16 protein-coding genes are annotated in these 22,903 nt (G+C 71.9%); 7 read left to right on the forward strand and 9 right to left on the reverse strand.

The window, feature by feature from the left end; translation table 11 throughout:
- The first annotated feature begins 188 nt into the window (after nt 1–188).
- The 3 genes from AOK01_RS28695 to AOK01_RS28705 all read left to right on the forward strand — a co-directional run bounded on the left by AOK01_RS28695 (nt 189) and on the right by AOK01_RS28705 (nt 3,074).
- Nucleotides 189–488, forward strand: coding sequence for a hypothetical protein (locus AOK01_RS28695; protein WP_055516743.1), 300 nt, complete (start codon nt 189–191; stop codon nt 486–488).
- Nucleotides 488–2,695, forward strand: coding sequence for a 4-alpha-glucanotransferase (malQ, locus tag AOK01_RS28700; protein WP_055516745.1), 2,208 nt, complete (start codon nt 488–490; stop codon nt 2,693–2,695). The genes AOK01_RS28695 and malQ overlap by 1 nt, the downstream gene beginning before the upstream one ends.
- A 76-nt stretch (nt 2,696–2,771) precedes the next feature.
- Entirely contained in the window at nt 2,772–3,074 is a 303-nt protein-coding gene (locus AOK01_RS28705) for a hypothetical protein (RefSeq protein ID WP_055516747.1), read from the forward strand.
- Nucleotides 3,075–3,196: 122 nt separating this feature from the next.
- Here AOK01_RS28705 and AOK01_RS28710 read toward each other — a convergent pair whose 3' ends face one another.
- The 7 genes from AOK01_RS28710 to AOK01_RS28740 all read right to left on the reverse strand — a co-directional run bounded on the left by AOK01_RS28710 (nt 3,197) and on the right by AOK01_RS28740 (nt 13,689).
- Complete coding sequence (locus AOK01_RS28710; RefSeq protein ID WP_079103836.1) at nt 3,197–4,390, reverse strand: peptidase C39 family protein; 1,194 nt, start codon at nt 4,388–4,390, stop codon at nt 3,197–3,199.
- Nucleotides 4,391–4,430: 40 nt separating this feature from the next.
- A complete protein-coding gene (locus AOK01_RS28715) occupies nt 4,431–6,542 on the reverse strand; it encodes an iron ABC transporter permease (protein WP_055516749.1) in 2,112 nt (703 codons plus the stop codon).
- A complete protein-coding gene (locus tag AOK01_RS28720) occupies nt 6,539–7,609 on the reverse strand; it encodes an iron-siderophore ABC transporter substrate-binding protein (RefSeq protein WP_055516751.1) in 1,071 nt (356 codons plus the stop codon). Before AOK01_RS28720 ends, AOK01_RS28715 begins: the two co-directional genes overlap by 4 nt.
- 117 nt (nt 7,610–7,726) lie before the next feature.
- Nucleotides 7,727–8,620 (reverse strand): ABC transporter ATP-binding protein, encoded by an 894-nt coding sequence (locus tag AOK01_RS28725; protein ID WP_079103837.1) that lies wholly within the window; start codon nt 8,618–8,620, stop codon nt 7,727–7,729.
- A gap of 181 nt (nt 8,621–8,801) precedes the next feature.
- Nucleotides 8,802–9,701 (reverse strand): helix-turn-helix domain-containing protein, encoded by a 900-nt coding sequence (locus AOK01_RS28730; protein WP_055516753.1) that lies wholly within the window; start codon nt 9,699–9,701, stop codon nt 8,802–8,804.
- A gap of 180 nt (nt 9,702–9,881) precedes the next feature.
- Nucleotides 9,882–12,488 (reverse strand): aminopeptidase N, encoded by a 2,607-nt coding sequence (pepN, locus tag AOK01_RS28735; protein WP_055516755.1) that lies wholly within the window; start codon nt 12,486–12,488, stop codon nt 9,882–9,884.
- Nucleotides 12,489–12,657: 169 nt separating this feature from the next.
- A complete protein-coding gene (locus AOK01_RS28740; protein WP_055516756.1) occupies nt 12,658–13,689 on the reverse strand; it encodes an aspartate-semialdehyde dehydrogenase in 1,032 nt (343 codons plus the stop codon).
- Between the two features lie 208 nt (nt 13,690–13,897).
- Between AOK01_RS28740 and AOK01_RS28745 the strand changes: the two genes are divergently transcribed.
- Together AOK01_RS28745 and AOK01_RS43000 are read left to right on the forward strand one after the other, a co-directional pair.
- A complete protein-coding gene (locus tag AOK01_RS28745; RefSeq protein WP_425424766.1) occupies nt 13,898–14,458 on the forward strand; it encodes an RNA polymerase sigma factor in 561 nt (186 codons plus the stop codon).
- Between the two features lies 1 nt (nt 14,459).
- The gene (locus AOK01_RS43000; RefSeq protein ID WP_055516760.1) at nt 14,460–15,299 is read left to right on the forward strand and encodes a hypothetical protein; all 840 of its coding nucleotides are present in this window, start codon (nt 14,460–14,462) and stop codon (nt 15,297–15,299) included.
- A gap of 81 nt (nt 15,300–15,380) precedes the next feature.
- Here the strand turns inward: AOK01_RS43000 and AOK01_RS28755 are convergent, their stop codons facing one another.
- Nucleotides 15,381–18,686 (reverse strand): S8 family serine peptidase, encoded by a 3,306-nt coding sequence (locus tag AOK01_RS28755; RefSeq protein WP_055516768.1) that lies wholly within the window; start codon nt 18,684–18,686, stop codon nt 15,381–15,383.
- Between the two features lie 243 nt (nt 18,687–18,929).
- Between AOK01_RS28755 and AOK01_RS28760 the strand changes: the two genes are divergently transcribed.
- Nucleotides 18,930–19,406: an NUDIX hydrolase gene (locus AOK01_RS28760; RefSeq protein WP_055516761.1), complete on the forward strand. Its 477-nt coding sequence runs from the start codon at nt 18,930–18,932 to the stop codon at nt 19,404–19,406.
- Nucleotides 19,407–19,652: 246 nt separating this feature from the next.
- Nucleotides 19,653–21,410, forward strand: coding sequence for a TIGR03767 family metallophosphoesterase (locus AOK01_RS28765; protein ID WP_055516763.1), 1,758 nt, complete (start codon nt 19,653–19,655; stop codon nt 21,408–21,410).
- Between the two features lie 81 nt (nt 21,411–21,491).
- Here AOK01_RS28765 and AOK01_RS28770 read toward each other — a convergent pair whose 3' ends face one another.
- Nucleotides 21,492–22,568 carry a hypothetical protein gene (locus AOK01_RS28770; protein ID WP_055516764.1) on the reverse strand — a complete coding sequence of 359 codons (1,077 nt, stop codon included), beginning with the start codon at nt 22,566–22,568 and terminating at the stop codon, nt 21,492–21,494.
- Nucleotides 22,569–22,903 lie beyond the last annotated feature (335 nt).

Raw genomic sequence — 22,903 nt, forward strand, 5'->3', positions numbered from 1 at the left:
GGGTGGGCGTTCGTCCGGGGTTCGTCCGGGGTTTCTCGGGGGTTCGCCAGGGTTGCCCCGGGTTCCTCCGGGGCCCATCCGGGACAGAATGTGAGCAGGCACACGTTGTCCGAGCTGTCACGTCTGCGGGCGCGCCCGCTGGGTAGGGGCTGCCCTGACCCGCCCGCACGACCACCAAGGAGGCCCCCGTGGCCGCATCGGCACAGCTTCTGCTCTCGGCCCTCTCCAAACGCCCGGCGGACGTGCCCGCCACTCCCGCCCTCTACCTCGACCCCCACTCCGAATCCGAATCCGACGCGGGTCTCCACCCGCAGTACTGCGTCTTCAGCGCCGAGAGCTCCTGCGCCGAGACACCGCTCACCAGCGAGCCGCCGCTGCCTGACGCCGCCCCCCTCACCAGCGAACCTCCTCTTGCCGACGCCGCGCCCCTGACGAGCGAGCCGACCTCCACGGGCGCCGCCGCAGGCCTGGACCCCTCGGGAGTCTGATGCCGCTCTCCCGGCTCGCCGCCCTGCACGGCGTCGCCACGTCCTACAGCCCGTCCCCGGGGCGCACGGTCGCGGTCCCGGACACGGCGGTCGTCGCCGCGCTCGCCGCGCTGGGGGTCGCCGCGGGGACCCCGGACGCCGTCCGCGACTCCCTCGCCGCGGGCGAGGCGAAGCTCCGGGAGAGGCTGCTGCCGCCGACGGTGGTCTGCTGGACGCAGCCGCCCGCCACCTTCCGGGACGCCGCGGGCGGCTCCGCACTCGCCGCGCTGCCCGCCGGGACCCGGCTGAGCGTGCGGACCGAGCAGGGGGAGACCCTGGCCTCCGTCGAGCGGGAGCGGCTGCCGCGGCTGCCGCTCGGAGTGCACGAGCTGGAGGCCACCGCCCCGGACGGGCGTACCGCGCGCGCCCATCTCGTCGTTGCCCCCACGAGACTGCCCGCGCCCCCCGACCGTACGTACGGGCTGCTCGTGCAGGTCTACTCACTGCTCTCCCGGCGCTCCTGGGGCATGGGCGACCTCGGGGACCTCGCCGAACTGACGGCCTGGGCGGGACGGGCGCTCGGAGCCGGATTCGTGCAGGTCAACCCGATGCACGCGGCCGTGCCCGGCGCGCCCACCGACCCCTCCCCGTACCGGCCCTCCTCGCGCCGCTACCCCGACCCCGTCCATCTGCGGGTCGAGGACATCCCCGAGTTCGCGTACCTCGACGGGAGAGACGGCGGAGACGGGAGAGACGGCGAAGACGGGAGAGACGGCGAAGACGAGGGCGATCGTGACCGCGTCCGAGTCCGCGTACTCCTGGAGCGGGCCCGCCGGCTGCGCGAATCCGTGCTCGACAAGGACGCGTTGATCGACCGCGACGCCGTGTGGGAACTCAAGCGCGAGGCGCTGGAGCTGGTGCGGGACGTGCCGCTCGGGCCCGGACGCCGGGCCGCCTACTGCGACTTCCTCGCCGAGGAGGGCGAGGCACTGGAGGACCACGCCACCTGGTGCGCGCTCGCGGAGGTGTACGGCCCCGACTGGCCGCGGTGGCCGCAGGGCCTGCGCGACCCCCGCTCGGCCGACACCGCCCGCGCCCGCGTCGAGTTGATGGACCGCGTCGACTTCCACAGCCAGCTCGCCTGGCTCACGGACGCCCAGCTCGCCACCGCCCAGCGCAGCGCCCGCGACGCCGGCATGGCCGTGGGGCTCGTGCACGACCTCGCCGTGGGCGTCCACCCCGGTGGCGCCGACGCCTGGGCGCAGCAGGAGTACTTCGCGGCCGGCATGTCGGTCGGCGCGCCCCCGGACGCGTTCAGCGACCAGGGCCAGGGCTGGGGGCTGCCGCCCTGGCGCCCCGACCGTCTCGCCGAGTCCGGCTACGCCCCGTACCGCCGCCTCCTGCGCGCCCTGTTCCGGCACGCGGGCGCCCTGCGGATCGACCACGTCATGGGCCTCTTCCGGCTCTGGTGGATTCCGCAGGACCGCCCGGCCACCGAGGGCACCTACGTCCGTTACGACGCCGAGGCCATGCTCGCGATCCTCTCCCTGGAGGCCTCCCGCGCCGGGGCCCTGGTGATCGGCGAGGACCTCGGCACCGTCGAGCCCGGCGTGCGGGAGACCCTTCAGGAGCACGGGGTGCTCGGCACCTCCGTCCTCTGGTTCGAGCGCGACTGGGACGGTACGGGTCTGCCGCTGCCTCCCGACCACTGGCGCGCCGACTGCCTCGCCACGGCCACCACCCACGACCTGCCGCCCACCGCGTCCCGGCTCACCGGCGACCACGTCGAACTGCGCGACCGGCTCGGCCTGTTGACCCGCCCGGTGGGCGAGGAGCGCGCCGAGGCGGCGGCGGACGTGGGGGAGTGGCTGGCGCTGCTCGCCCGGCTCGGGCTGCTGGAGGGGGCGGCCGGCGGGGTCTCGGAGCAGTCGCGGGAGGCCCAGATCCAGGCCGTGCACCGCTTCCTGCTGCGTACTCCCGCCCGCCTCGTCGGCGTCTGGCTCCCGGACGCCGTCGGCGATCGCCGCCCGCAGAACCTGCCGGGCACCTGGGACCAGTACCCGAACTGGCGCCTGCCCGTCGCCGACGCCGAGGGACGCCCCGTCACGCTGGAGGAACTCGCCGCCTCACCCCGGCTGCACGCCCTCATAGAGGTGGTGCGCGAAGACGGCACGGTCGGCGGGCGCGGGCACGAGCGAGAGCCAGGGTGTGGGAGGCCGGCCGAGTGAGCCCCCGGACCCCGTGAGGCACCCCGTACGGCACCCCGGGCGCGCGGCCGGAACGGGGGTTCGCTACGTTTGCACCGTGGACAAGAAGAACGCCCTGCGCGCCGGCGCCCTGGCTGCCGGTACGACGCTGATGATGCTGCTCATGTCGTCCCCCGCGCTCGCGGTGACGCGCGACGACGGCGACGATCCCGGTCAGGGCCTGAGCGTCATCGAGACGCTGGGGCTCTATGTGGTGGCGCCGATCGGGCTGTTCCTGCTGATCGCCGGCCTGGTCTGGGTGCTCGACGGTTCGTCGGACCGCCGGCCGAAGCGCAAGCCGGGAGGCAAGGGCCAGGGCAAGATGCAGGGCAAGGACCAGGTGAGCGCCACCTCCTCCTGAGCCCGGTCCCGGCCCGGTCCCCTGCGAGGTCTCTTTCCGAGGGCACCGTTCTCACGTACGTACGCGACTGATGTCGTACGGGGTGAGTGCGGTGCCCTCGGCATGTTCCGGCACGGACGCGGTCACACGAGCGGGCGGCCGATGACCACGGCACCGCGGAAGCGGTCTGCCGAGTCCGCTCCGTCCGCTGCATCTACTGCGTCCACCGCGTCCACCGCGTCCACCGCGAGGGTCGACATGGTGTCGAGCGACGTGTCGGGGACGGGCAGCAGGTGGGCGTCGACCCAGGTGTCCCCCGTGGCCGCGTTGGCCCACGGGTCCTCGATCACGACGGCGCCGGGTACGGCACCGTGGCAGAGCACCCAGTGCGGAACGTCGAACCCCTGCATCCCGGCGAGCGAGACGAGGAGCAACACGTGTTCCCGGCGGCCGATCGCGCTCCGGATCGCGGACAGGGGGAGGCGGCCCGGATCGATCGGCACGCCGATCCGTGCGGCCTCCGTACGCGACATGCGCTGGAGCAGAGCACGCCACTCCTGCTCGTTCTCCGGGAAGTGGCCGAGCAGGACGGGCCGGTCCGTGTCGAGGTGGACCGTGACGGGGGACGACGGCCAGGCCCGGCGCAGGGCGACGCCAAGCCCGACGGGCTCGCACGCGGGGAAGTTGGTCGCGTCGCGCCACAGCGTCAGCTCCGCCTCGCGGTCGAGTGCCGCCTTCGGCAGCGCCCCCGCGTGCGCCTGCGCGAGCAGGGCGGTGACGGCGCCGCACGTGAAGTGCGTGGTCTGGCCGTAGTACGGGGGCTCGGAGTCGTAGACCGAGTCGTCGTGCAGCCAGCGAACGTAGCCGGTATCGGGCCCTGCCGCTTGCTGCGCCGGTGTGAGCGGGGGCCGCAGTGGGGTGAAGCCGGCGGCAGCGGCGGCCTCCGGGCTCGCCGTCCATCCTTCCCACTTGACCTGGGCGGCACCGCGGCGGCGTGCGTGGGCCACGACGGCCCGGACGGCGGCCGGTACGTCACCGACGGCGTCGACAATCTTCAGGTAGGCCGTGTGCGGGCGGGCCGTCACGAGCGCGGCGGCGCCCCAGTCACCCCCCTCGCCGTCGCCGTCGCCGCCCGGAACGGCCACGATGTGGGGGGCGTGGGCGGAGCGGTCGACCGTGTGCCAGCGGTCCGGCACCTCCAGGTGCCCGAGCAGGTGCCCGAGTTGCCTCAGCGGGTTCGGCGACGTGTCGCGCTCGAACGGGACGACGACGCTCTTCACGGACGTTCCCTGCTGTTCTGCGAGTTCTGTGAGTTCTGTGAATTCTGTGTGTTTCATCTGCTTCGTCCTCTGTTCCTGCTCGGGCGGCAGTTCGGTGTCATGCGCGGGACCGCCGGAGCACCCAGACGAAGTACGGGCCGTCGACCAGGGCGATCATGAGACCCGCCGGTACCTGGGCGGGGGCGACGACCGTGCGGCCGAGGGCGTCGGCCACGCAGACCAGCAGCCCGCCGAGCAGCATCGCGACCGGTATCGCGCGGCCGTGCCGGGCGCCCACCAGCGACCGGGCGAGGTGCGGGGCGACGAGCCCCACGAAGCCGACGACGCCGATGGCGATCACGCTGAGCGCCGCGAGCACGGCGGCGATCGTCAGCGCGGCGAAACGTACGCGGGCCGGCCTGACGCCGACGATGCGCGGAGTGTCCTCGTCGACGGCGAGCAGGTCCAACTGGCCGCGCATGGCGAGCAGCACCGGCAGCGCGAGCGCCAGGGCCACCGCGACCGGTACGACATCGGGCAGGGTGCGCCCGTAGGTCGTCCCCGAGAGCCAGGTGAAGAGCTGGGGCGTGTTGTACGGGTCGGCGCGCAGCAGGAGGAACGTAGTGACGGAGCTGAGGCCGTACCCGCAGCCGATGCCGATCAGTACGAACCGGTCGGGCAGGAAGCCGCCGTGCCAGGACAGCAGGGCGATCACCGCGAACGTGACGAGCCCCGTCGTGACCGCGGCGGCGATGAGCAGCGGCCGGCCGCCGGGCAGGCCCGACGTGACGACGGCTGCCGCACCCAGCCCCGCGCCCGCGGTGATGCCGAGCACACCCGGCTCCGCCAGCGGATTGCGCACCGCGCCCTGCACGACGCAGCCGGCCAGTCCGAGGGCCGCACCGGCGAGGACCGCGGCGATCACGCGCGGGACCCGGTCGTCGAGCGCCTGACCGATCAGGTCGGGGGCGGCTCCCTGGGCCCAGAGCGCGATGTCCCCCGTACGCAGCCAGAGGCTTCCCGCCAGGACCGCCACCAGGGCCGCCCCGGCCAGGAGCGTCACCGCGCCGAGCACGACGAGGAGGAACGCGCGGCGCGACCGTGCGACGACCCGCGCATGCGGCGGTTGCCGCAGGCCGCCCGTGTCGCGGAGGCGGAGCGCGAGGACCACGATCACGACGGAGCCGAGCAGCGCGGTCGGCACGCCGGTGGGAATGGAGGCGGCCCCGTCCGCGCCCTGCACCGCGCGCAGCGACGCGTCCGCGAGCAGGATGAGCAGCGCGCCGAGCAGACCGGCCGCGGGTATCAGGAACAGGTGGCGGCGCAGCGCCGGGACCCGTCCCGCGACCAGGCGGGCCAGCACGGGCGCGCCGAGGCCGACGAAGCCGATCGGGCCCGCGAGTGTCACCGCGGTACCGGTCAGGAGCACCGCGCAGACCACGGCTGCCACGCGGGTGGTCCGGATGGGCACGCCGAGGGTGGCCGCGGCGTCGTCGCCGAGGTTCATCACGTCCAGCCGCCGGGACAGCGCCAGGGCGACGCACAGCACCACGGCCACCAGGGGGAAGGCCCGTACCGACGCGTCGATGTTCAGTTGGGCGAGCGAACCGCTGCCCCAGGCGAAGAGACCGGTCGTGTTCTGCTTGAACAGGATGAGGAGCATCGAGGTCGCCGCGTCCAGGGCCATCGCCGTCGCCGATCCGGCGAGGACGAGGCGGGTGCCCGTGGTGCCCGCGGCCCGGCCCGCGAGGAGCAGTACGAGCGCCGCCGCCACCAGGCCGCCGGCGAAGGCGACGGCGCCCGACGCCCAGAGCGGGACGGTGAGACCGAAGGCCGCGACGAGCGACAGCGTGAAGTAGGCCCCGGCCGTGACCGCGAGGGTGTCGGGGGAGGCGAGCGCGTTGTGCGTGACGGACTGCAGCAGCGCGCCGGCCGCGCCGAGGGCGAAACCCACCGCCACGCCCGCGAACAGCCGTGGCAGCCGCGAGCCGGTGATGATCTCGCCGACCGGCGCCCCGCCGGTGGTGTCCCGTTCCCCGGCGAGGTACCGCACCAGGTCGCCGACGCCGACACCCGACGTGCCCTGCGTCAGGTGCCACATGCCCACCAGGACGGTCACGACGAGAAGGAGTGCCAGGACGGCGACCCCGGTGGGACCGCCGCCGTGCTCGGCGCGCGGCGGCGCTTCCCTCCGGGGTGCCGGGGGCGCCGCAGTCCGCGTTGTGCTCACTTCTTGTCGAGTACGTCGACGTACGCGTCGATCGCCTGCGCGCAGGAGCGCGGACCGCCGGCGCCCCACACCCGCGCCGGGAACGCGTGCGCGCGGCCTTCCTTCACGGCCGGCATGGACTTCCAGAGGGGGTTCTTCTCCATCGCGGCCACATAGCCGCCGGCCCCTTCGTCGTTGGCGTAGAAGAGGTTGGCGTCGCCCACCGAGGTGAGTCCTTCGACATCGGTCTGCGCCAGGCCGTAGGACTTGTCCACGCCCCCGTCCCCGTGGGCCTTGTTGACGTCGTCGGACCAGGCGGGGTTCAGGCCGAGCTCCTTGCCTATCTCGGTGAACAGGGCGCCGTCGCTGTAGGGGCGGATCGTGAGGTTGCCGCCCTCCAGCCATCCGTCGAAGAACAGGAAGTCCTTCGTCGGCAGACCGGCGTCGGTGACCTGCTCCTTCGCCGTCGCGAGGTGATCGTCGAACTCCTTGAGCACCTGGTCGGCCCGCTCGGTGCGCCCGGTCGCCTCGCCGATCATGCTGAACACCTCCCGCATGTTCCCGATCGGGTCCTTCGGGTTCGCGCCCCGCGTGGCCATCACGGGGACGCCCCGCTTCTCCAGCTTCTTGAGGGTCTCGTCGTCGGCGTCGAACGCCTCCACGACGATGAGGTCGGGCTTCGCCGCGTAGAGGGTGTCGAGGTCGGGCTCCTCACGGGTGCCGATGTCGGTCACCCCGCCGGGCAGCTTCTCGGCGCTGACCCAGGTGCTGTAGCCCTTCGCGTCGGAGACCGCGGTGGGGGTGACGCACAAGGTCAGCGCGTCCTCGACCTGCTGCCATTCCAGGACCGCGATCCGTTCGGCGGGCTTGTCGAGCTTCACCTGCCGGCCGACGCCGTCCTTGAAGGAGACCGGCTTCGTCGAAGTGACCGTGGTGTCCTGGCCGCAGCTCTTCGACGCGGGCGACGCGCTCGCGCTGCTGCCGGCTTTGGCCTCGGCCTTGTCGACGTCGGTCGTGCCGCAGGCCGTTGCGGCCAGGACGATGAGCCCCGTGGAGGCTGACGCCGCCAGGCGACGGGCACGGTTCATGAACGGTCCTCTTTCTTGAGCTTTCTTGAGCTTTCTTGCGATTTCTTATGGCTACTTGGGATTTCTTGTGATCGGACGCGGGCGGAGTGCCGTCTTCAGGCGGGGCGTCGTCCGAGTTCAGGCGGAGTGTCGTCCGAGCGGGTCGATACGGAGCCGGCCAGTGCGGGGGTCGACGCCGACCTCGACACGGACGTCGTAGACCTCGCCGATGTTCTGCGCGGTGAGGACGTCGACGGGTTTGCCCGCCGCGTGCACACGGCCGGCGCGCATCAGGACCAGCGTGTCCGCGACGCGGGACGCCTGGTCGAGGTCGTGCAGGACGACCCCGACCGCGATGCCGTGCTCCTCGACGAGATCCCGCACCAGGTCGAGGGTCTCGATCTGGTACCGCAGGTCCAGGTGGTTGGTCGGTTCGTCGAGCAGCACGACGCCGGTGTCCTGGGCCAGACAGGCCGCCAGCCAGACACGCTGCATCTCCCCGCCGGAGAGTTCCCCGACAGGGCGGCCCGCCATGTCCCGTACGCCGGTGACGCCCATGGCGTGCTCGATCGCGGCGCGGTCCTCGGCGGTCGGCCCGGCGAAGCCGCGCCGGTACGGGTGGCGTCCGAAGGCCACGACCTCCGTGACCGTCAGCCCCTGCGGCGCGGGCCTCGACTGGGAGAACAGCGTGACCTCGCGGGCGAACCGACGGGCACTGAGCAGGGCCGCGTCACGCTCGGGCGGTCCGCCGGTCGACCCGCCGGTCGACCCGTCGGAGGCGCCGAGCGTCACCCGGCCGCCGCCGACCCGGTGCAGCCGCGCGAGGGCGCGCAGCAGGGTGGACTTCCCGCTGCCGTTCGGGCCCACCAGCGCGGTCGCCCGCCCGGGTTCCAGGGCCAGCGAGACGCCGTGGACGACCGGTGTGCCGCCGTACCGCAGTACCAGGTCGTGCCCGTTGAGGGCGGCGGCCGGCGTGGCGGGGCCGGCCACGGGGCGGCGGCCGGCACGCCGGGAGAGGCTTGAGAGCAGCATCAGGGCCGTCCGGACGGTCGGAGGAGTGGGAAAGGTTCGGCGCCCTCCGACCCGCTTTCGCCGGGCCGGCAGCGAGACCGCGCACGCAAAGGTCTCGCACGCACGGAAGGCACCGCTCGTGAGAAGCAACTTAGGGTTGCCTAACTCCGAGAAGAGTATGTTCCGCCTGCCTTGTCGGCAATCAGGAGCTTTGGACAGGCGATACGGGATTCCGGACATCCCCGGAAGGCCGGTCGGCCGCGTCGAAGAACGCGCCCGGCGTGGTTCCCATGACCCTTCGGAAGGAGGCGATGAAGGTGCTGGGCTGTGCGTAGCCGAGCGTCTCGGAGACGGTCGTCACGTCGAGACCCTCGGAGAGGAGCGTCAGCGCGCGATGCACCCGAAGCACCTGTCGCCACTGCGCGAAGGACAGGCCCGTCGCGTGGCGGAACGCGCGGGTGATCGTGCGTTCGCTGATCCCCAGGCACCGCGCCCACTCCTCCAGCGAGCGGCAGTCGGCGGGATCGTCCAGCAGGGCTTCGGCGATGGCGTCGATCCGGGCGTCGCCGGGCAGTTCCAGCGCGAGCCGGCGTTCCGAGGGCTCGATCACGTCGAACACGACCGACTCCGCCCGTGCCCTGGCCGCCGCGTCGAGGTCCGTGCGGGACAGATGGGTCAGCAGCGACTCCAGCAACGGCGTCATCGCGATCGCTCTGGGCTCCTCGAAGGCGAACGAAGAGGCGGATGCGAACGCGAACGGCGCGCGGTCGGGGGCGAAGAATGCCTCGTAGAACCTCGCGCCCGCCGTCGCCCGGCCCCCGTGCACCACTCCGGCGGGCATCCACAGCCCGTGCCCTTCGGACACGGTGAAGACGCGGTCCTCCACCCGGGACGTCAGCGTCCCCCCGCGTACCCAGACGAGCTCGTGATGGGGGTGGGAGTGCGGCGCCCATTCCGTGGGGACGGGGGGAATCTGCAGCCCGGCGATGATGGCGTACGAGGCTGTCGTCTGCCGCGGGAAGGGCGGGACCCGGCGCACCACGGTGCCGGCCTCGCGCCGCCACATCCCGGGGTTCGCCTCACCACGGGACGATCGGACCATGCGCGGGAGTCTATCCGGGGAGCCTGTGAGGGCCCCGCCTCTCCTGTACAGGCTCAGCCCCTCCTGCACGCGGAAGGGCGCCCGGCGATACGCGCAACGCCGGGCGCCCGTCCCCATGTCGCTCACCCGCCGGCCGGTACGGCCTGCTGGGCGTACCGGCCGACTGGGCTTACGGGCCTGCTAGGCGATCGGCGCCGCCGCCGCGTCCGCCGCCTGGGCCCTCAGCGCGCGCTCGACGCCGGAGCGGGACTCCGAGATCAGCCGCCGCAGCGCCGGGCTCGGCTCGGCCGAGGCCAGCCACTCGTCCGTCTTCGCCAGGGTCTCCGGGGAGACCTGGACCGCCGGGTAGAGGCCGACCGCGATCTGCTGGGCCATCTCGTGCGAACGCGAGTCCCAGGCGCCCTTGACCGCCGCGAAGTACTTGTCCGTGTACGCGGCGAGCAGTTCGCGCTGACCGGTCTGCACGAAGCCGCCGATCACGGCCTCCTGGATGGCGTTCGGCAGCTTGTCGGACTCGACGACCGACTCCCAGGCCTCCGCCTTCGCCTCCTCGGTCGGGCGGGCGGCACGGGCACTCGCCGCGTGGCGCTCACCGGCGGCGGTCTTGTCGCGCTCGTACTCGCCCGCGATCTCGGCCTCGTCGAAACGCCCCACGGCCGCGAGCCGCTGCACGAACGCCCAGCGCAGCTCGGTGTCGACGGCCAGGCCCTCGATGGTCTCCCGGCCGTCCAGCAGGGCCTCCAGGAGGTCCAGCTGCTCCGGCGTACGGGCCGTCGCCGCGAAGGCGCGCGCCCAGGCCAGCTGGTGGTCGCCGCCGGCCCCGGAGGACCGCAGGTGGGCCAGTGTCGCGTCCGTCCAGCGAGTCAGCAGCGCCTCGCGGGCGACCGGGTCGGCGTACAGCTCGACCGCCGTCTTCACCTGGCGGTGCAGCGACTGCACGACGCCGATGTCCGACTCCTTGCCGATGCCGGACAGGACGAGCGAGAGGTAGTCGCGGGTGGCCAGCTCGGCGTCCCGGGTCATGTCCCAGGCCGAGGCCCAGCACAGGGCGCGGGGCAGCGAGGCCTCGAAGTCGCCGAGGTGCTCGGTGACGAAGGCGAGGGACTGCTCGTCGAGGCGGACCTTCGCGTACGAGAGGTCGTCGTCGTTGAGCAGGATCACGGCCGGGCGCCGCCTGCCCACCAGCTCGGGCACGGCGGTCAGTTCGCCGTCCACGTCCAGCTCGACGCGGTCGCCGCGCACCAGCTTGCCGCTGCCGCCCGCGCCCTCGTCGCTCGTCGCGCCGTCCAGGTCGTACAGGCCGATCGCGATGCGGTGCGGGCGCAGCGTCGGCTCGCCCTTCGCGCCCGCGGGCAGCGCCGGGGCCTCCTGGCGGATCGCGAAGGACGTGATGACACCGTCCGCGTCCGTCTCGATCTCCGGGCGCAGGACGTTGATGCCGGCCGTCTCCAGCCACGCCTTCGACCAGGTCTTCAGGTCCCGCCCTGAGGTCTCCTCCAGCGCGCCCAGCAGGTCCGACAGGCGCGTGTTGCCGAACGCGTGGCGCTTGAAGTACGCCTGCACGCCCCGGAAGAACGCGTCCTGACCGACGTACGCCACGAGCTGCTTGAGCACCGAGGCGCCCTTGGCGTACGTGATGCCGTCGAAGTTGACGAGCACGTCGTCGAGGTCGTTGATCTCGGCCATGATCGGGTGCGTGGACGGGAGCTGGTCCTGCCGGTACGCCCAGGTCTTCATCTGGTTGGCGAACGTCGTCCACGAGTGCGGCCACTTCGAGCCGGGCGCGTCGGCCTGGCAGGCGGCCTCGGCGTAGGTGGCGAACGACTCGTTCAGCCACAGGTCGTTCCACCACTCCATGGTGACCAGGTCACCGAACCACATGTGCGCCAGCTCGTGCAGGATCGTGGCGGCCCGCGTCTCGTACGCGGCGTCCGTCACCTTCGACCGGAAGACGTACTGGTCGCGGATCGTCACCGCGCCCGCGTTCTCCATCGCGCCCGCGTTGAACTCCGGCACGAACAGCTGGTCGTACTTCTTGAACGGGTACGCGTAGTCGAACTTCTCCTGGAACCACTCGAAGCCCTGCCGCGTGACCTCGAAGATCGCGTCCGAGTCGAGGAACTCGGCGAGCGAGGGCCGGCAGTAGATGCCCAGCGGCACACTCTGCCCGTCCTTCTCGTACACGCTGTGCACCGAGTGGTACGGGCCGACGATCAGCGCCGTGACGTACGTGGACATCCGCGGCGTCGGCTCGAACTCCCAGACGTCGTCCTTGGGTTCCGGCGTCGGCGAGTTGGAGATCACGGTCCAGCCGGTGGGCGCCTTCACGGTGAACCGGAAGGTGGCCTTCAGGTCGGGCTGCTCGAAGCTCGCGAAGACCCGGCGGGCGTCCGGCACCTCGAACTGGGTGTAGAGGTAGGCCTGTTCGTCGACCGGGTCGACGAACCGGTGCAGCCCCTCACCGGTGTTCGTGTACGCGCAGTCGGCCACCACCCGCAGGATGTTGCGGCCCTCCAGGATGCCCGCGAGCGCGATCCGCGAGTCCTCGAAGACCTCGGCGGGATCGAGCGGATCACCGTTGAGCACGATCTCGTGGACGGCCGGGGCCACCAGGTCGATGAAGGAACCGACACCGGTCTCGGCGGAGTCGAAGCGCACCGTGGTCACGGACCTGTAGGTACCGCCCTCCCGCGCGCCGGAGAGGTCGAGATCGATCTCGTACGAGTCAACGGTCAGCAGCTTCGCCCGCTGCTGGGCCTCTTCGCGGGTGAGGTTTGTGCCAGGCACGCGGTCATCTCCTCGTTATGGGTGGGTTGCGTCATCCTTCCATGGGGCGGCGCGGCGACATCCACCTTTTCGACCTGGAACCGGTCCGGCGTCTCTCGGGTATGGCCGTTCCGGGGCGCCCCCCGGAAACCGCCGTCCGGTGGGCGCCCCTCTCCCGCGGGCCGTCTGCCTACTTCTGGTTGAGCTCCGCCGCCACCAGTTCCGCGATCTGGACCGCGTTCAGTGCCGCGCCCTTGCGGAGGTTGTCGCTGGAGACGAAGAGGGCGAGGCCGTGCTCCACGGTCTCGTCGGCGCGGACGCGGCCCACGAAGCACGCGTCCCGGCCGGCGGCCTGCAGCGGGGTCGGAATCTCCGAGAGCGCGACACCGGGGGCGCCGGCCAGCAGCTCCGTGGCGCGCTCCACGCTCAGCGGACGCGCGAAACGGGCGTTGACCTGGACCGAGTGGCCCGAGAAGACCGGCACGCGGACACAGGTGCCCGAGACCTTCAGCTCCGGGATCTCCAGGATCTTGCGGGACTCGTGGCGGAGCTTCTGCTCCTCGTCGGTCTCGTACAGGCCGTCGTCCACGAGGGAGCCGGCCAGCGGGACGACGTTGAAGGCGATGGGCCGCTCGTAGACCTCCGGCTCGGGGAAGTCGACCGCCGAGCCGTCGAAGGTCAGCTTGTCCGCGTCGGCGACGACCTTCTGCGCCTGGCCGTGCAGCTCGGCGACACCGGCGAGACCGGAGCCGGAGACCGCCTGGTAGGTGGCCACGACGAGGGCTTCGAGGCCCGCCTCCTCGTGGAGGGGCTTCAGCACGGGCATCGCGGCCATGGTCGTGCAGTTCGGGTTGGCGATGATCCCCTTGGGCCGGTCCGCCACGGCGTGCGGGTTGACCTCCGAGACGATCAGCGGAACCTCGGGGTCCCTGCGCCAGGCGGAGGAGTTGTCGATCACGACAGGACCCTGCGCGGCGACCTTCTCGGCGAGGGCCCGGGAGGTGGCGCCGCCCGCGGAGAACAGCACGATGTCGAGACCGGAGTAGTCGGCGGTGGAGGCGTCCTCCACCGTCACCGCGTCGCCCTGGTAGTCGATCGTCGAACCGGCCGAACGGGCCGAGGCGAACAGCCGCAGCGTCTGAACCGGGAACTCGCGCTCGGCGAGAATCCGCAGCATGACAGTGCCGACCTGACCGGTGGCTCCGACGATTCCTACCTTCACAGCGACTCCTTCTGCCTGGGTTACTGGGTGCCTGTACTGGTTGCCCGTGCGCTACCGGCCAGCTCTTCCATCATGCGTCTCACCCCGGCCCACGTGTCCAATCCTTTGCCCGCGAAGTGAGACGTTCCCCATCCGTGAAAGATCCGGGAAGGCCGGCCGAACGTTTTCCGCGCCACCTGCGTCCTAGAGAAAACGCGGCGAGGGGAGGGTGGTCGTGCTGCGCAGAAGAGCCCGCCGCGTCCAGGGGGCCGACGAGAAGTCCGGGGTGACGCTCGACGATCCCCTGGACGCGGCTCAGGAGCGCCGGGTGCGTGCGGTGCTCGCGCTCGGCGGGGTGCCGCAGGCGGACCTGCCGGACGGGGTACAGCAGGTACGTCTGCGGCTCCTGGAACGGGAGGCGAGCGGGGCCGAGGCACCACGGGACGTGTCGGCGTGGGCGGCGGTCGTCGCCTCCAACCTGGCCATGGACTGGCACCGGGCCAGACGCCGGCAGGAGCGGATCGGCGAACGCCTGGCCTCGCTGCGGCCCGCGGAGTACGCCGTCCGCGACGCGGGCGAGGACACGAAGGTGCTGTCGCTCGCCGTGGCCCAGGGCCTGGACGAGCTGCCCGACGCGCAGCGGCAGATCCTCGTGCTGCGCTTCTACGCCGACCTGCCCGTCCGCGGGATCGCCGAGGAGCTCGGCATCCCGGAGGGCACGGTCAAGAGCAGGCTGCACTCGGCGGTCCGCGCGCTGCGCGCCCGTCTGCACGAGGACGAGGTGGTGTGACGTGGCCGGATACGAGGGAGCAGGGTACGAGGACGCCGGGCACGAGGGAGCCGGGCACGGGGGCATCGACGCGCTGCTGGCCGCGATCACGGAAGAGGCCCTGCCGGAAGGAGCCCGGGACGACGCGGCGTTCATGGCGGAGCACCGGTCGGCGGTCGCGGACGTGGCCCTGCTCAGGGAACAGCTGCGGATGATGGGCGACACCCTGGCCGGGGAGACACCGGCCCCGCAGGCAGCGGTTACGCAGACACCGAAGCCGCTCAGGGAACCCGAACCGCGCAGGGAGCCGAAACCGCTCAGGCCGTACCAACCCCCCTGGTACCGGCGTTACGCGGGTTTGGCCCTGGGCACCCTCGTCGTGGCCGGGGGCGCGGCGCTGGTCGGCGGGATGGTGTGGCTCGGCGTACAGGGCGGCGCCGACAGCGACGGGGCCGCCGGCGGCGACTCGGCGGCCTCGAAACAGGAGGCCGGCGCGGGCGACACGTCGGCCGAGTCGCCCGAGATGCACCTCGCGTGCTCCAAGATCCTCGTCGAGGGGACCGTACGGAGCATCACGTCCACGGGCGACGGGAACGTACGCGTCGTACTGAAGGTGAAGCGCTACTACCGGCCCGAGCAGTCGGCGGCGGACCACCCGACGGTCACCGTCACACTGCCCGAGGAGGCGCGGGAGGACCTGAAGACCGGCACCTACACCCTGGTGCGGGTGCCGGTGCGCCCGCGGGACCGACTGGACTACGAGACCGGCTGGGGGATCCGCGACGTCCGCAAGGAGATCATCGAGGCCCTGCCGGGAGCGCGCGGCATGGAGTGCGAGAGCCCGGAGGGCGGCGAGGGCTGAACGGGCCGGCGAGGGGGAACGGAAGGGGCGGGCGCCTGGTCGAACCGGACGCCCGCCCCTTCCGTCAGTGATGGCCGGAGGCTACGGCGTGACCTTCTCGATCAGTACGCTGCCCGTTCCCGCCACGGTGCCCCGCGCGTTCACGAGCTGTACGCGCCCGAAGAACGTGCGGCCCGCCGGCGGCGCCGCGCTCGCGACGACCTGCGCGGTGACCGACGCCGAGGCCCCGGTGGCGAGCTTCACGGGAGTCGAGCCGACCTCCACCTGCCCGAGCGAGGGCGCGAAGTACACGTCGAGGTAGTCGTACGCGGTCGTGCCCGCCGGAACCGCGTAGCCGACGACCTCCACGCTGTACGTGCCGGCCGCGGGTGACGGGATCGAGACGGACTCCTCGGAGTCGCCGTCCGCGGACTGGCCGACCGGGTTGCCCTGCGCGTCGTAGACCACCAGGTCGAGGTCCGCGGCGGCGTCCGAGACGTTGCCGATGCTCACGTCGAGCGTGTCGGCGCCCGCGGGCACGTCCACCGTGGTGATGTCCGAGGCGCCCTGGGCGATCGTCGGCCGGGTGCTCTTGGAGGAGCCGAGCGGCCCGCCCTTGAGCGAACCGCTGACCGGCACCAGCTTGTTCGTCACCTTCCAGGAAGCCGGGGTCGGCGTGCCGACCTTGGCCTCGGGGACGGTCACGACCGCCGGGTCGAAGTCGGCGCCCAGCACCTCGACGTTCAGCTTGTACGGATTGTCGAGCAGCGGCGACGTACGGCGCGACTCGACCTCGATCTCCCAGACGCCCGGCTCCGGATCGCTGTAGGACCGCAGGTCGGGGCGGCAGCCGTTGCCGTCGAGGTAGTTGTTGTAGCAGTACGGCGTCTGGGTTTCGTCGAGCGGGACGCCGTACGGGTGGATGGCGATGAACCGGGTCTGGCTCTTGTCCTTCAGGCCGCCGATCGCGACCTCCAGGTTCTTGGCGCCCTCGGGCACGGTCACGAAGTACGACGTGGTGGAGTTGCGCTGCACCTTGCCGGACGCCGAGTAGGTGTACTTCAGCGGGGCGGAGACCACCACGGTGGTGAGGACCTGCTTGTCGACGCCCTCGGTGCGCGGGTCGTCGACCTCCAGGATCGCGCTGCTCACACCGGAACTCATCGGCCTGGCCGCGATCTTCACCGTCACCGGCTTGTTCAGCGGCAGCGAGATCTTGTCACCGCCGACGATCCGGAAGGTCTTGTCCCGGTTGTTCGCCAGGTGCAGCTCGTGCCGGATCGCACGGTCGGCGCCGGTCGTACGGGTCAGCGTGACGGCGTACGTCTTCTGCTGCCCGGCCTTGAGGCCGCCCTCGCGGTCGTAGAGGCCGGTGCCGAAGCCCGGGGTCTTCAGCGCGAAGTCGATCGCGGTGTCGACCGGGGCCTTGACGCTGTACTCGTGGGCGGTGGCGCCGTCACGGATCGAGTCCCAGGCGTCCGGGATGTCGATGAGGCCCGCGCCCTCCGTGTGCGCTTGTACGCCGCTGATGTGGTCGGCGGTGGAGGACAGCGCGGTGCGCAGCTTGGCGGGCGTGAGGTCGATGCCCTTCTGCTTCGCCGCGCTGAGCAGCAGCGCGGACGCGCCCGCGGCCTGCGGGGACGACATCGAGGTGCCCTGGAGCATCGAGTAGCCGGGCGGCAGGGAGTAGCCCGCCTCGGCGACCGGACTGCCGGGGAACCAGGTCTGCGTGGTGTTGATGGAGGCGCCGGGAGCGGTCAGCGTCGGTGCGAAGCCGCCGTCCTCACGCGGGCCGCGCGAGGAGAAGGGCAGCATCGCGTACTTCTTCGACACCTGCGAGCCGTAGTTGGACGCCCAGGTCTCCTTGGAGATGGACGCGCCGACCGAGATGACCTTGTCGGCGAGGCCGGGGTCGCCGATGGTGTTGGTGCCGGGGCCGTCGTTGCCGGCCGAGATCACCAGCTGCACGCCGTAGGTGTCGATGAGGCGCGTGTAGAGCTCGGCGCGCGCGTTGTTGCCGTCGTTGAGCGAGGGCAGGCCGCCGATCGACATGTTCACGATGTCGACGCCGCGGTTGGCGACGAGGTCGATCATGCCCTCGGTGAGCGCGACGTTCGTGCAGCCGCCGCTCCAGGTGCAGGCGCGGGAGGAGACGAGCTTGGCGCCGGGCGCCGCGCCGTTCATCTTGCCGCCGAACAGCTTGTTGGCGGCGGTGATGCCGGCGACGTGTGTGCCGTGCTCGGACTCGATGATGCCGATGTTGACGAAGTCGGACGTCTTGCCGACCCAGTCGCCGCCCAGCGGGTCCATCGGGACGTCCTTGCGGATCTCCACGACGAACGGCACCCGCTCGGCGATGGCCGTCGCCGGGTCGTCGGTACCGAAGTAGCCGATCTGGTAGCGGTCCTTGTACGGCTTCATCGGTGTGTCGTCCGTGAAGTCGTTGTTGTCGTTCAGGTCGACGCGGGCGGTGCCGGCCGCGGCGTCGTAGAGCACGCCCCAGCTGTCGGTCGTGTCCCCGTCGCGGTTCAGGTCGCCGTTCGCGTCGCCGCCGGTGGACGCGGACTCGCGGAAGCGGCTGACCGCGTAGTCGCCGGCCGGGGCCTGCCACGTCTCGCCGTCGAAGGTGAAGACCGGGCCCGAGCGGGCGTTGACCATGGCGCGCCAGGTCGCGTCGCCGTCGACCAGCGGGTCGGTCGCCGTGACCCAGTCGACGATCTTGCGCTCGCCGGTCGTCGTCTTCTGCAGCGCGGGGTGCGCCACGTCGACACCGGAGTCGAGGATGCCGATGGTGATGCCGCGGCCGTCCGACTTCGGATGGTCCTTCACGAAGTCGACGGCGCCCGTCTCGAAGGACGGGTTGTACGGGTTCACGGCGGGGGTCTTCTTGCCGGGCGCCGGGTACGTGGCGGCGGTGGAGGCCTTCTCGGCGCCCTTGGCCGTGTCGGCGGACGGGGTCGGGTCGTCCAGCTCGATCTCCTGGCGCAGGTCGATGCCGTGCACGGAGGAGAGCTTGGCGGCTGCCGCGATGGCCGCGTCGGCCCTGCCGGTCGGGACGGTCGCGCGGACGTAGCCGAGCTTGTCGTAGGTGCGGCCGACCGAGCCGCCCTTGACCGCGTCCAGCTGCTGCGCGACCCGCTCGGTCTGCCCCGGAGCGGTGGCGATCATCATCGTGACGTTCTTGGCACCGTCCGCCTTCGCCTCCGCGAGGAGGTCGGCGTCGGCCGAACCGAGTTTGGCGCTCGCGGACTTGACGGGTGTGTCGGCGGGTGCGCCGGGGTCGTCCGCGGAGAACGCCATGGGTATCGGCCCGGCCGCGGAGAGAGCGGCCACGAGACCGGCGGCGACGGCGATGCGTGCCGTGCGTCTCGCGCCGCTGATCGGAGCGCGCTGAGAGTGGAAGGTCATCAGCATCCTTGGAGGTAAAGGAAAAGTCCGTTCACGATCGGATCGACATCGGTTCGATCGTGTCAGTCCGTGTCAGTCCGGAATGTGGACCCGGATGACCGCTCAGCTTTACCCACACAACGGATGTTTGGGGAGAGCGGACCGTGACGTGAAGTGTCCATGGCGTAATTCCGCCATACGTCATGAAGCCGATCTCCGGCCAAACCGGGACGTGCGGGCATCCCCCTCACGTAACGTCAGTGCATGCGCGAGGAGTTGAGGGTGGCGGCCTACGCGGTGTGTGTGCGGGACGGGCGGATGCTTCTCGCGCGCTGGGTGGCGAGGGACGGCGTCAAACGCTGGACGCTGCCCGGCGGGGGCATGGACCACGGCGAGGACCCGTACGACACCGTGATCCGGGAGGCCGAGGAGGAGACCGGGTACGCGGTCGAACCGGTCGCGCTGCTCGGCGTCGACTCGACACGGCAGACCCACCCGCGCCGCTTCGGTGCCGACGTCGACTTCTACGGCCTGGGAATCGTCTACGAGGCCCGGGTCACCGGTGGCGAACTCCGCCACGAGACCGGCGGCTCCACCGACATGGCGGCCTGGCACCCCCTCGACGAGGTGCCCGCGCTGAACCGGGTGGGACTCGTCGACGTCGGACTCGCGCTGTGGCGGGACCGGCCCGCGACGGGACGCGTGACGGGCGTCCCGGAACATCCCCGGGGCGCCGTCTGAGGCGCTCGGAACCGGGTCCCTACCCAGCCAGGTGAACGTGGAGTGACCGGCCCGCCTCGGTTCGAGGAGGGCTCGGTGGACGCGGAGGGTAGTCCAAGATCCACGTACGGCGATCGGTGCTGCCCGTTGCCGTCCAGTTAACGCACAGGTCACCCCCGATGCCAACCATCAAGTAGAGCGGGAAGTTCGCATCGGCGAACCGCCCGCGACCACTGCTGACGCGTTCGCACTCGGGGAGACCGCGCCATGTCGCGCATACGCTCTGTCGCCACTGCCGCCCGTGACCGCCGCGCCTTCCTGGCCGCCACCGGGGCGGTGTCCCTCTCCGCGGGCATCGGCTTCGCGCTGCGGCCGGGGACCAGTGAGGCCGCCACCGAGACCGCCGCCACCCAGGGGCAGCCCATCGCCGTGTCCCGCAGGGCGCCGGCCGCGCCCCTGGCCCCGTACACGCGGGGCACCACCCTCTCGACCGTCGCCGCCGCGCGGCCGGGCTCCGGGTTCCGGCGGCTCGGGGACGGGCCCGCCTGGCCGCGCGTCGTCCGCGGCGACCTGGCCGCACCCAAGGCGGGCCGGGGCGAGCGGCGCACCGCGCTCGCCGCGTTCGTGCAGTTCACCGACCTGCATTTGGTCGACGTGCAGCACCCGCTGCGCTACGAGTACTTGCGCGCCCAGACCTCCAGCGCCTGGCGCCCCCAGGAGTCCCTGTCGGTGGCCGGCGCGGTCTCGCTCGTCGAGCGGGTCAACGCGCTGCGCGGAGCGCCCGTCACCGGCTCCCCGCTGCACTTCGTGATGACCACGGGCGACAACACCGACAACAACGCCAAGACGGAACTCGACTGGTTCCTGAAGGTGATGAGCGGTGGCCGTATCACCCCCAACTCCGGTGACCCGGTCCGCTACGAGGGCGTCCAGAACAGCGACCTCAAGCTGTACTGGCAGCCCGAGGCGGCCCTGCGCGACTCCGACAAACAGCTCGGCTTCCCGCGCATCGACGGCTTCCTCGCCGCCGCGATCCGCGAACTGCGCAGCCCCGGCCTCAACCTGCCCTGGTACTCCACGGTCGGCAACCACGACTTCCTGCCCGGCGGCTGCTACGCGCCCGGCGACTCCTTCTTCGCCGACTTCGCGGTCGGCGGCCGGAAACTCATGGCACTCGACGAGTCGGTGGGCACCGGCTTCTGGAAGAACGTCAAGAAGGGCGGCGACCCCAAGGGCGCGGACTTCAAGGCGATGCTCACGTCCCAGGTACGCAGGACGCGTGCGGTCACCCCGGACGAGGGCCGCGCCCCCTTCACCCCGGCCGAGTACCTCCGGGCCCACCTCGACCCGGCGAACGCCGGCGCGGGCCCCGTCGGACACGGCTACTCGGCGGCCAACCTCGCCGCGAAGACCCAGTACTACACGTTCCGTATCGCGGACGGCCTGCTCGGCGTCAGCGTCGACACCACCGACCCGGGCGGCCACTACGAGGGCTCGGTCGGCACCGCCCAGCTGCGGTGGCTGGAGCGCACGCTGAAGGCGGCCGAGAAGGACAAGGAACACGTCATCGTCTTCAGCCACCACACCAGCAAAACGATGCGCAACCTCCGCGAGGACCCGGCGCACCCGGGGGAGCAGCGGCACGGCGGCGGCGAGATCCTCTCGGTGCTGGGCGCCCACCGCTCGGTCCTCGCCTGGGTGAACGGCCACAGCCACAAGAACAACATCACCCCGCACGCCGCCCCGGACGGCCGCTCCTTCTGGGAGGTCTCCACCGCCTCGCACGTCGACTTCCCGCAGCTCGCCCGGGTGATCGAGGTCGTCGACAACCACGACGGCACGGTCTCCCTGTTCACCACGCTCATCGAGTCCGCCGCCCCGCACGACACGGACTTCACGGACCTCTCCCAGACGGGCCTGGCCGCCCTGTACCGGGAACTCTCCTTCAACGCCCCGGGCGCCCGCACGGACCTGAGCGGCGACCCGGAGGACCGCAACACGGAGCTGGTACTGAAGAAGGGCTGAGCCCTTCCGAAGAGGGAAGGGGCCGCCGGACGCGAGGTCCGGCGGCCCCTCTCCTGCCGCGGTGCTCCTGCCGTGGCGTTCCTACCGGGGCACCACCACGACGTACGCGGCCGGTTCCCGGTCACCGGACGCCATCAGGGCGGTCCGCACGACGGTCGCCTGCTGCTCCATCGAGTCGCGCAGCTTCTTCGGTGTGACGTGGACGACCGTGATGCCCAGGCGCTCCAGGTGCTCGCGCTTGCGGGCGTACTCGGACCACATCGCGTCGTCGTCCTGGCGCGGGGTCCGGGTGTCGAGTTCGAGGGCGACGGCGTGGTCGGGCCAGTACGCGTCGAGGCCGCCGAGGGGCGGGCCGCCCGGCAGCCGCAGTTCGACGTTCCAGACCGGGTCGGGCAGGCCGTGCTCCGTGACCATGCGGTAGAGACGGTCCTCGGCGATGGCACGGCCCTCCGCGAGGAGCGAGTCGACCGCGTCCACCACGTGCGGCCGGCTGAGCAACCGGGCCTGGGTCAACTCCCGTACGACAGCTGCTGGTTCGCAGTGTCCGCCGCGTACCGCCTCGGTGAGCAGCCGGCGTACGGCTCCGGCGTCCGTGAGGCCGGCCACCGCGTCGGCCAGCGCACGTGGGACGGGCGCCACCGGGATGCCGGCGATCTGCGCGGGCTTCGGCATGCCCGGCGCCCGGACGATCCGCACGCAGCTCGCCGAACGCAGCCGGCGCAGCCGCGGCACGAGGACGTCGATGCGGTCCAGGGACAGCAGCGGGGGAGCGGACGAGAAGCGGTGCAGGGCGAGCGCCGCGAGACCGGTGATCATCGCGTCGGCGTACCGCTGCGGGGCGCTCGGGGTGCCTGGGGCGTGCGGTTCGCGGGCGCCCGGCTGGGCGGGAACGACCGGTTGTTCCGTTTGTTCCGTGACGGGGGAGCGGGCCGCGTACGTGAGGACCGCGTGCAGCCGCTCCTCGCCGGTGGCGGGGCCGGGGCGGAGCAGGAAGACGCCGGGCAGCAGCTGCTGCCAGGGACCGCCCGGCCGGCACCGGGCGTTGATGTCGGCGGTGCTCATGCCCTGCGACCGCAGTTGCGCGGCGGTCAGGACACGCTGCTGGACGTCGGACAGATGGCGGAGAGGCCGGGGGGAGAGCGGGGTGTCGTGGTTCATGACGTCGAATCTCCCGCGCCCGGCCCGCCTCCTAACCGCTGTTACAAGCCCGTCGAAAAAACCGGACAACCCCGCCCTAAAGTCCCCCCACCGACATGCCGAAACCCCCTGGTCCGAACGGGGACACGGCACCGAACACCCAAATTCCGTAACTGTTCCCAACACCCCGGCGGTCAACTCCCAACGCCCCGTCCCTCTTTAGGGGGCGCACCTATCAGGGGCGCGGGGAACGGCGCAGTTTTTTGGCTTTGACCCCAGCGGGGCCCGACGCGGCCTTCGGCTTCAAGGGGCGCGGGGAACGGCGCAGTCTTTTCGCTTTTAAGGGGCGCGGGGAA

Source organism: Streptomyces aurantiacus (assembly GCF_001418335.1).
GTDB classification, from domain to species: Bacteria; Actinomycetota; Actinomycetes; order Streptomycetales; family Streptomycetaceae; genus Streptomyces; species Streptomyces aurantiacus.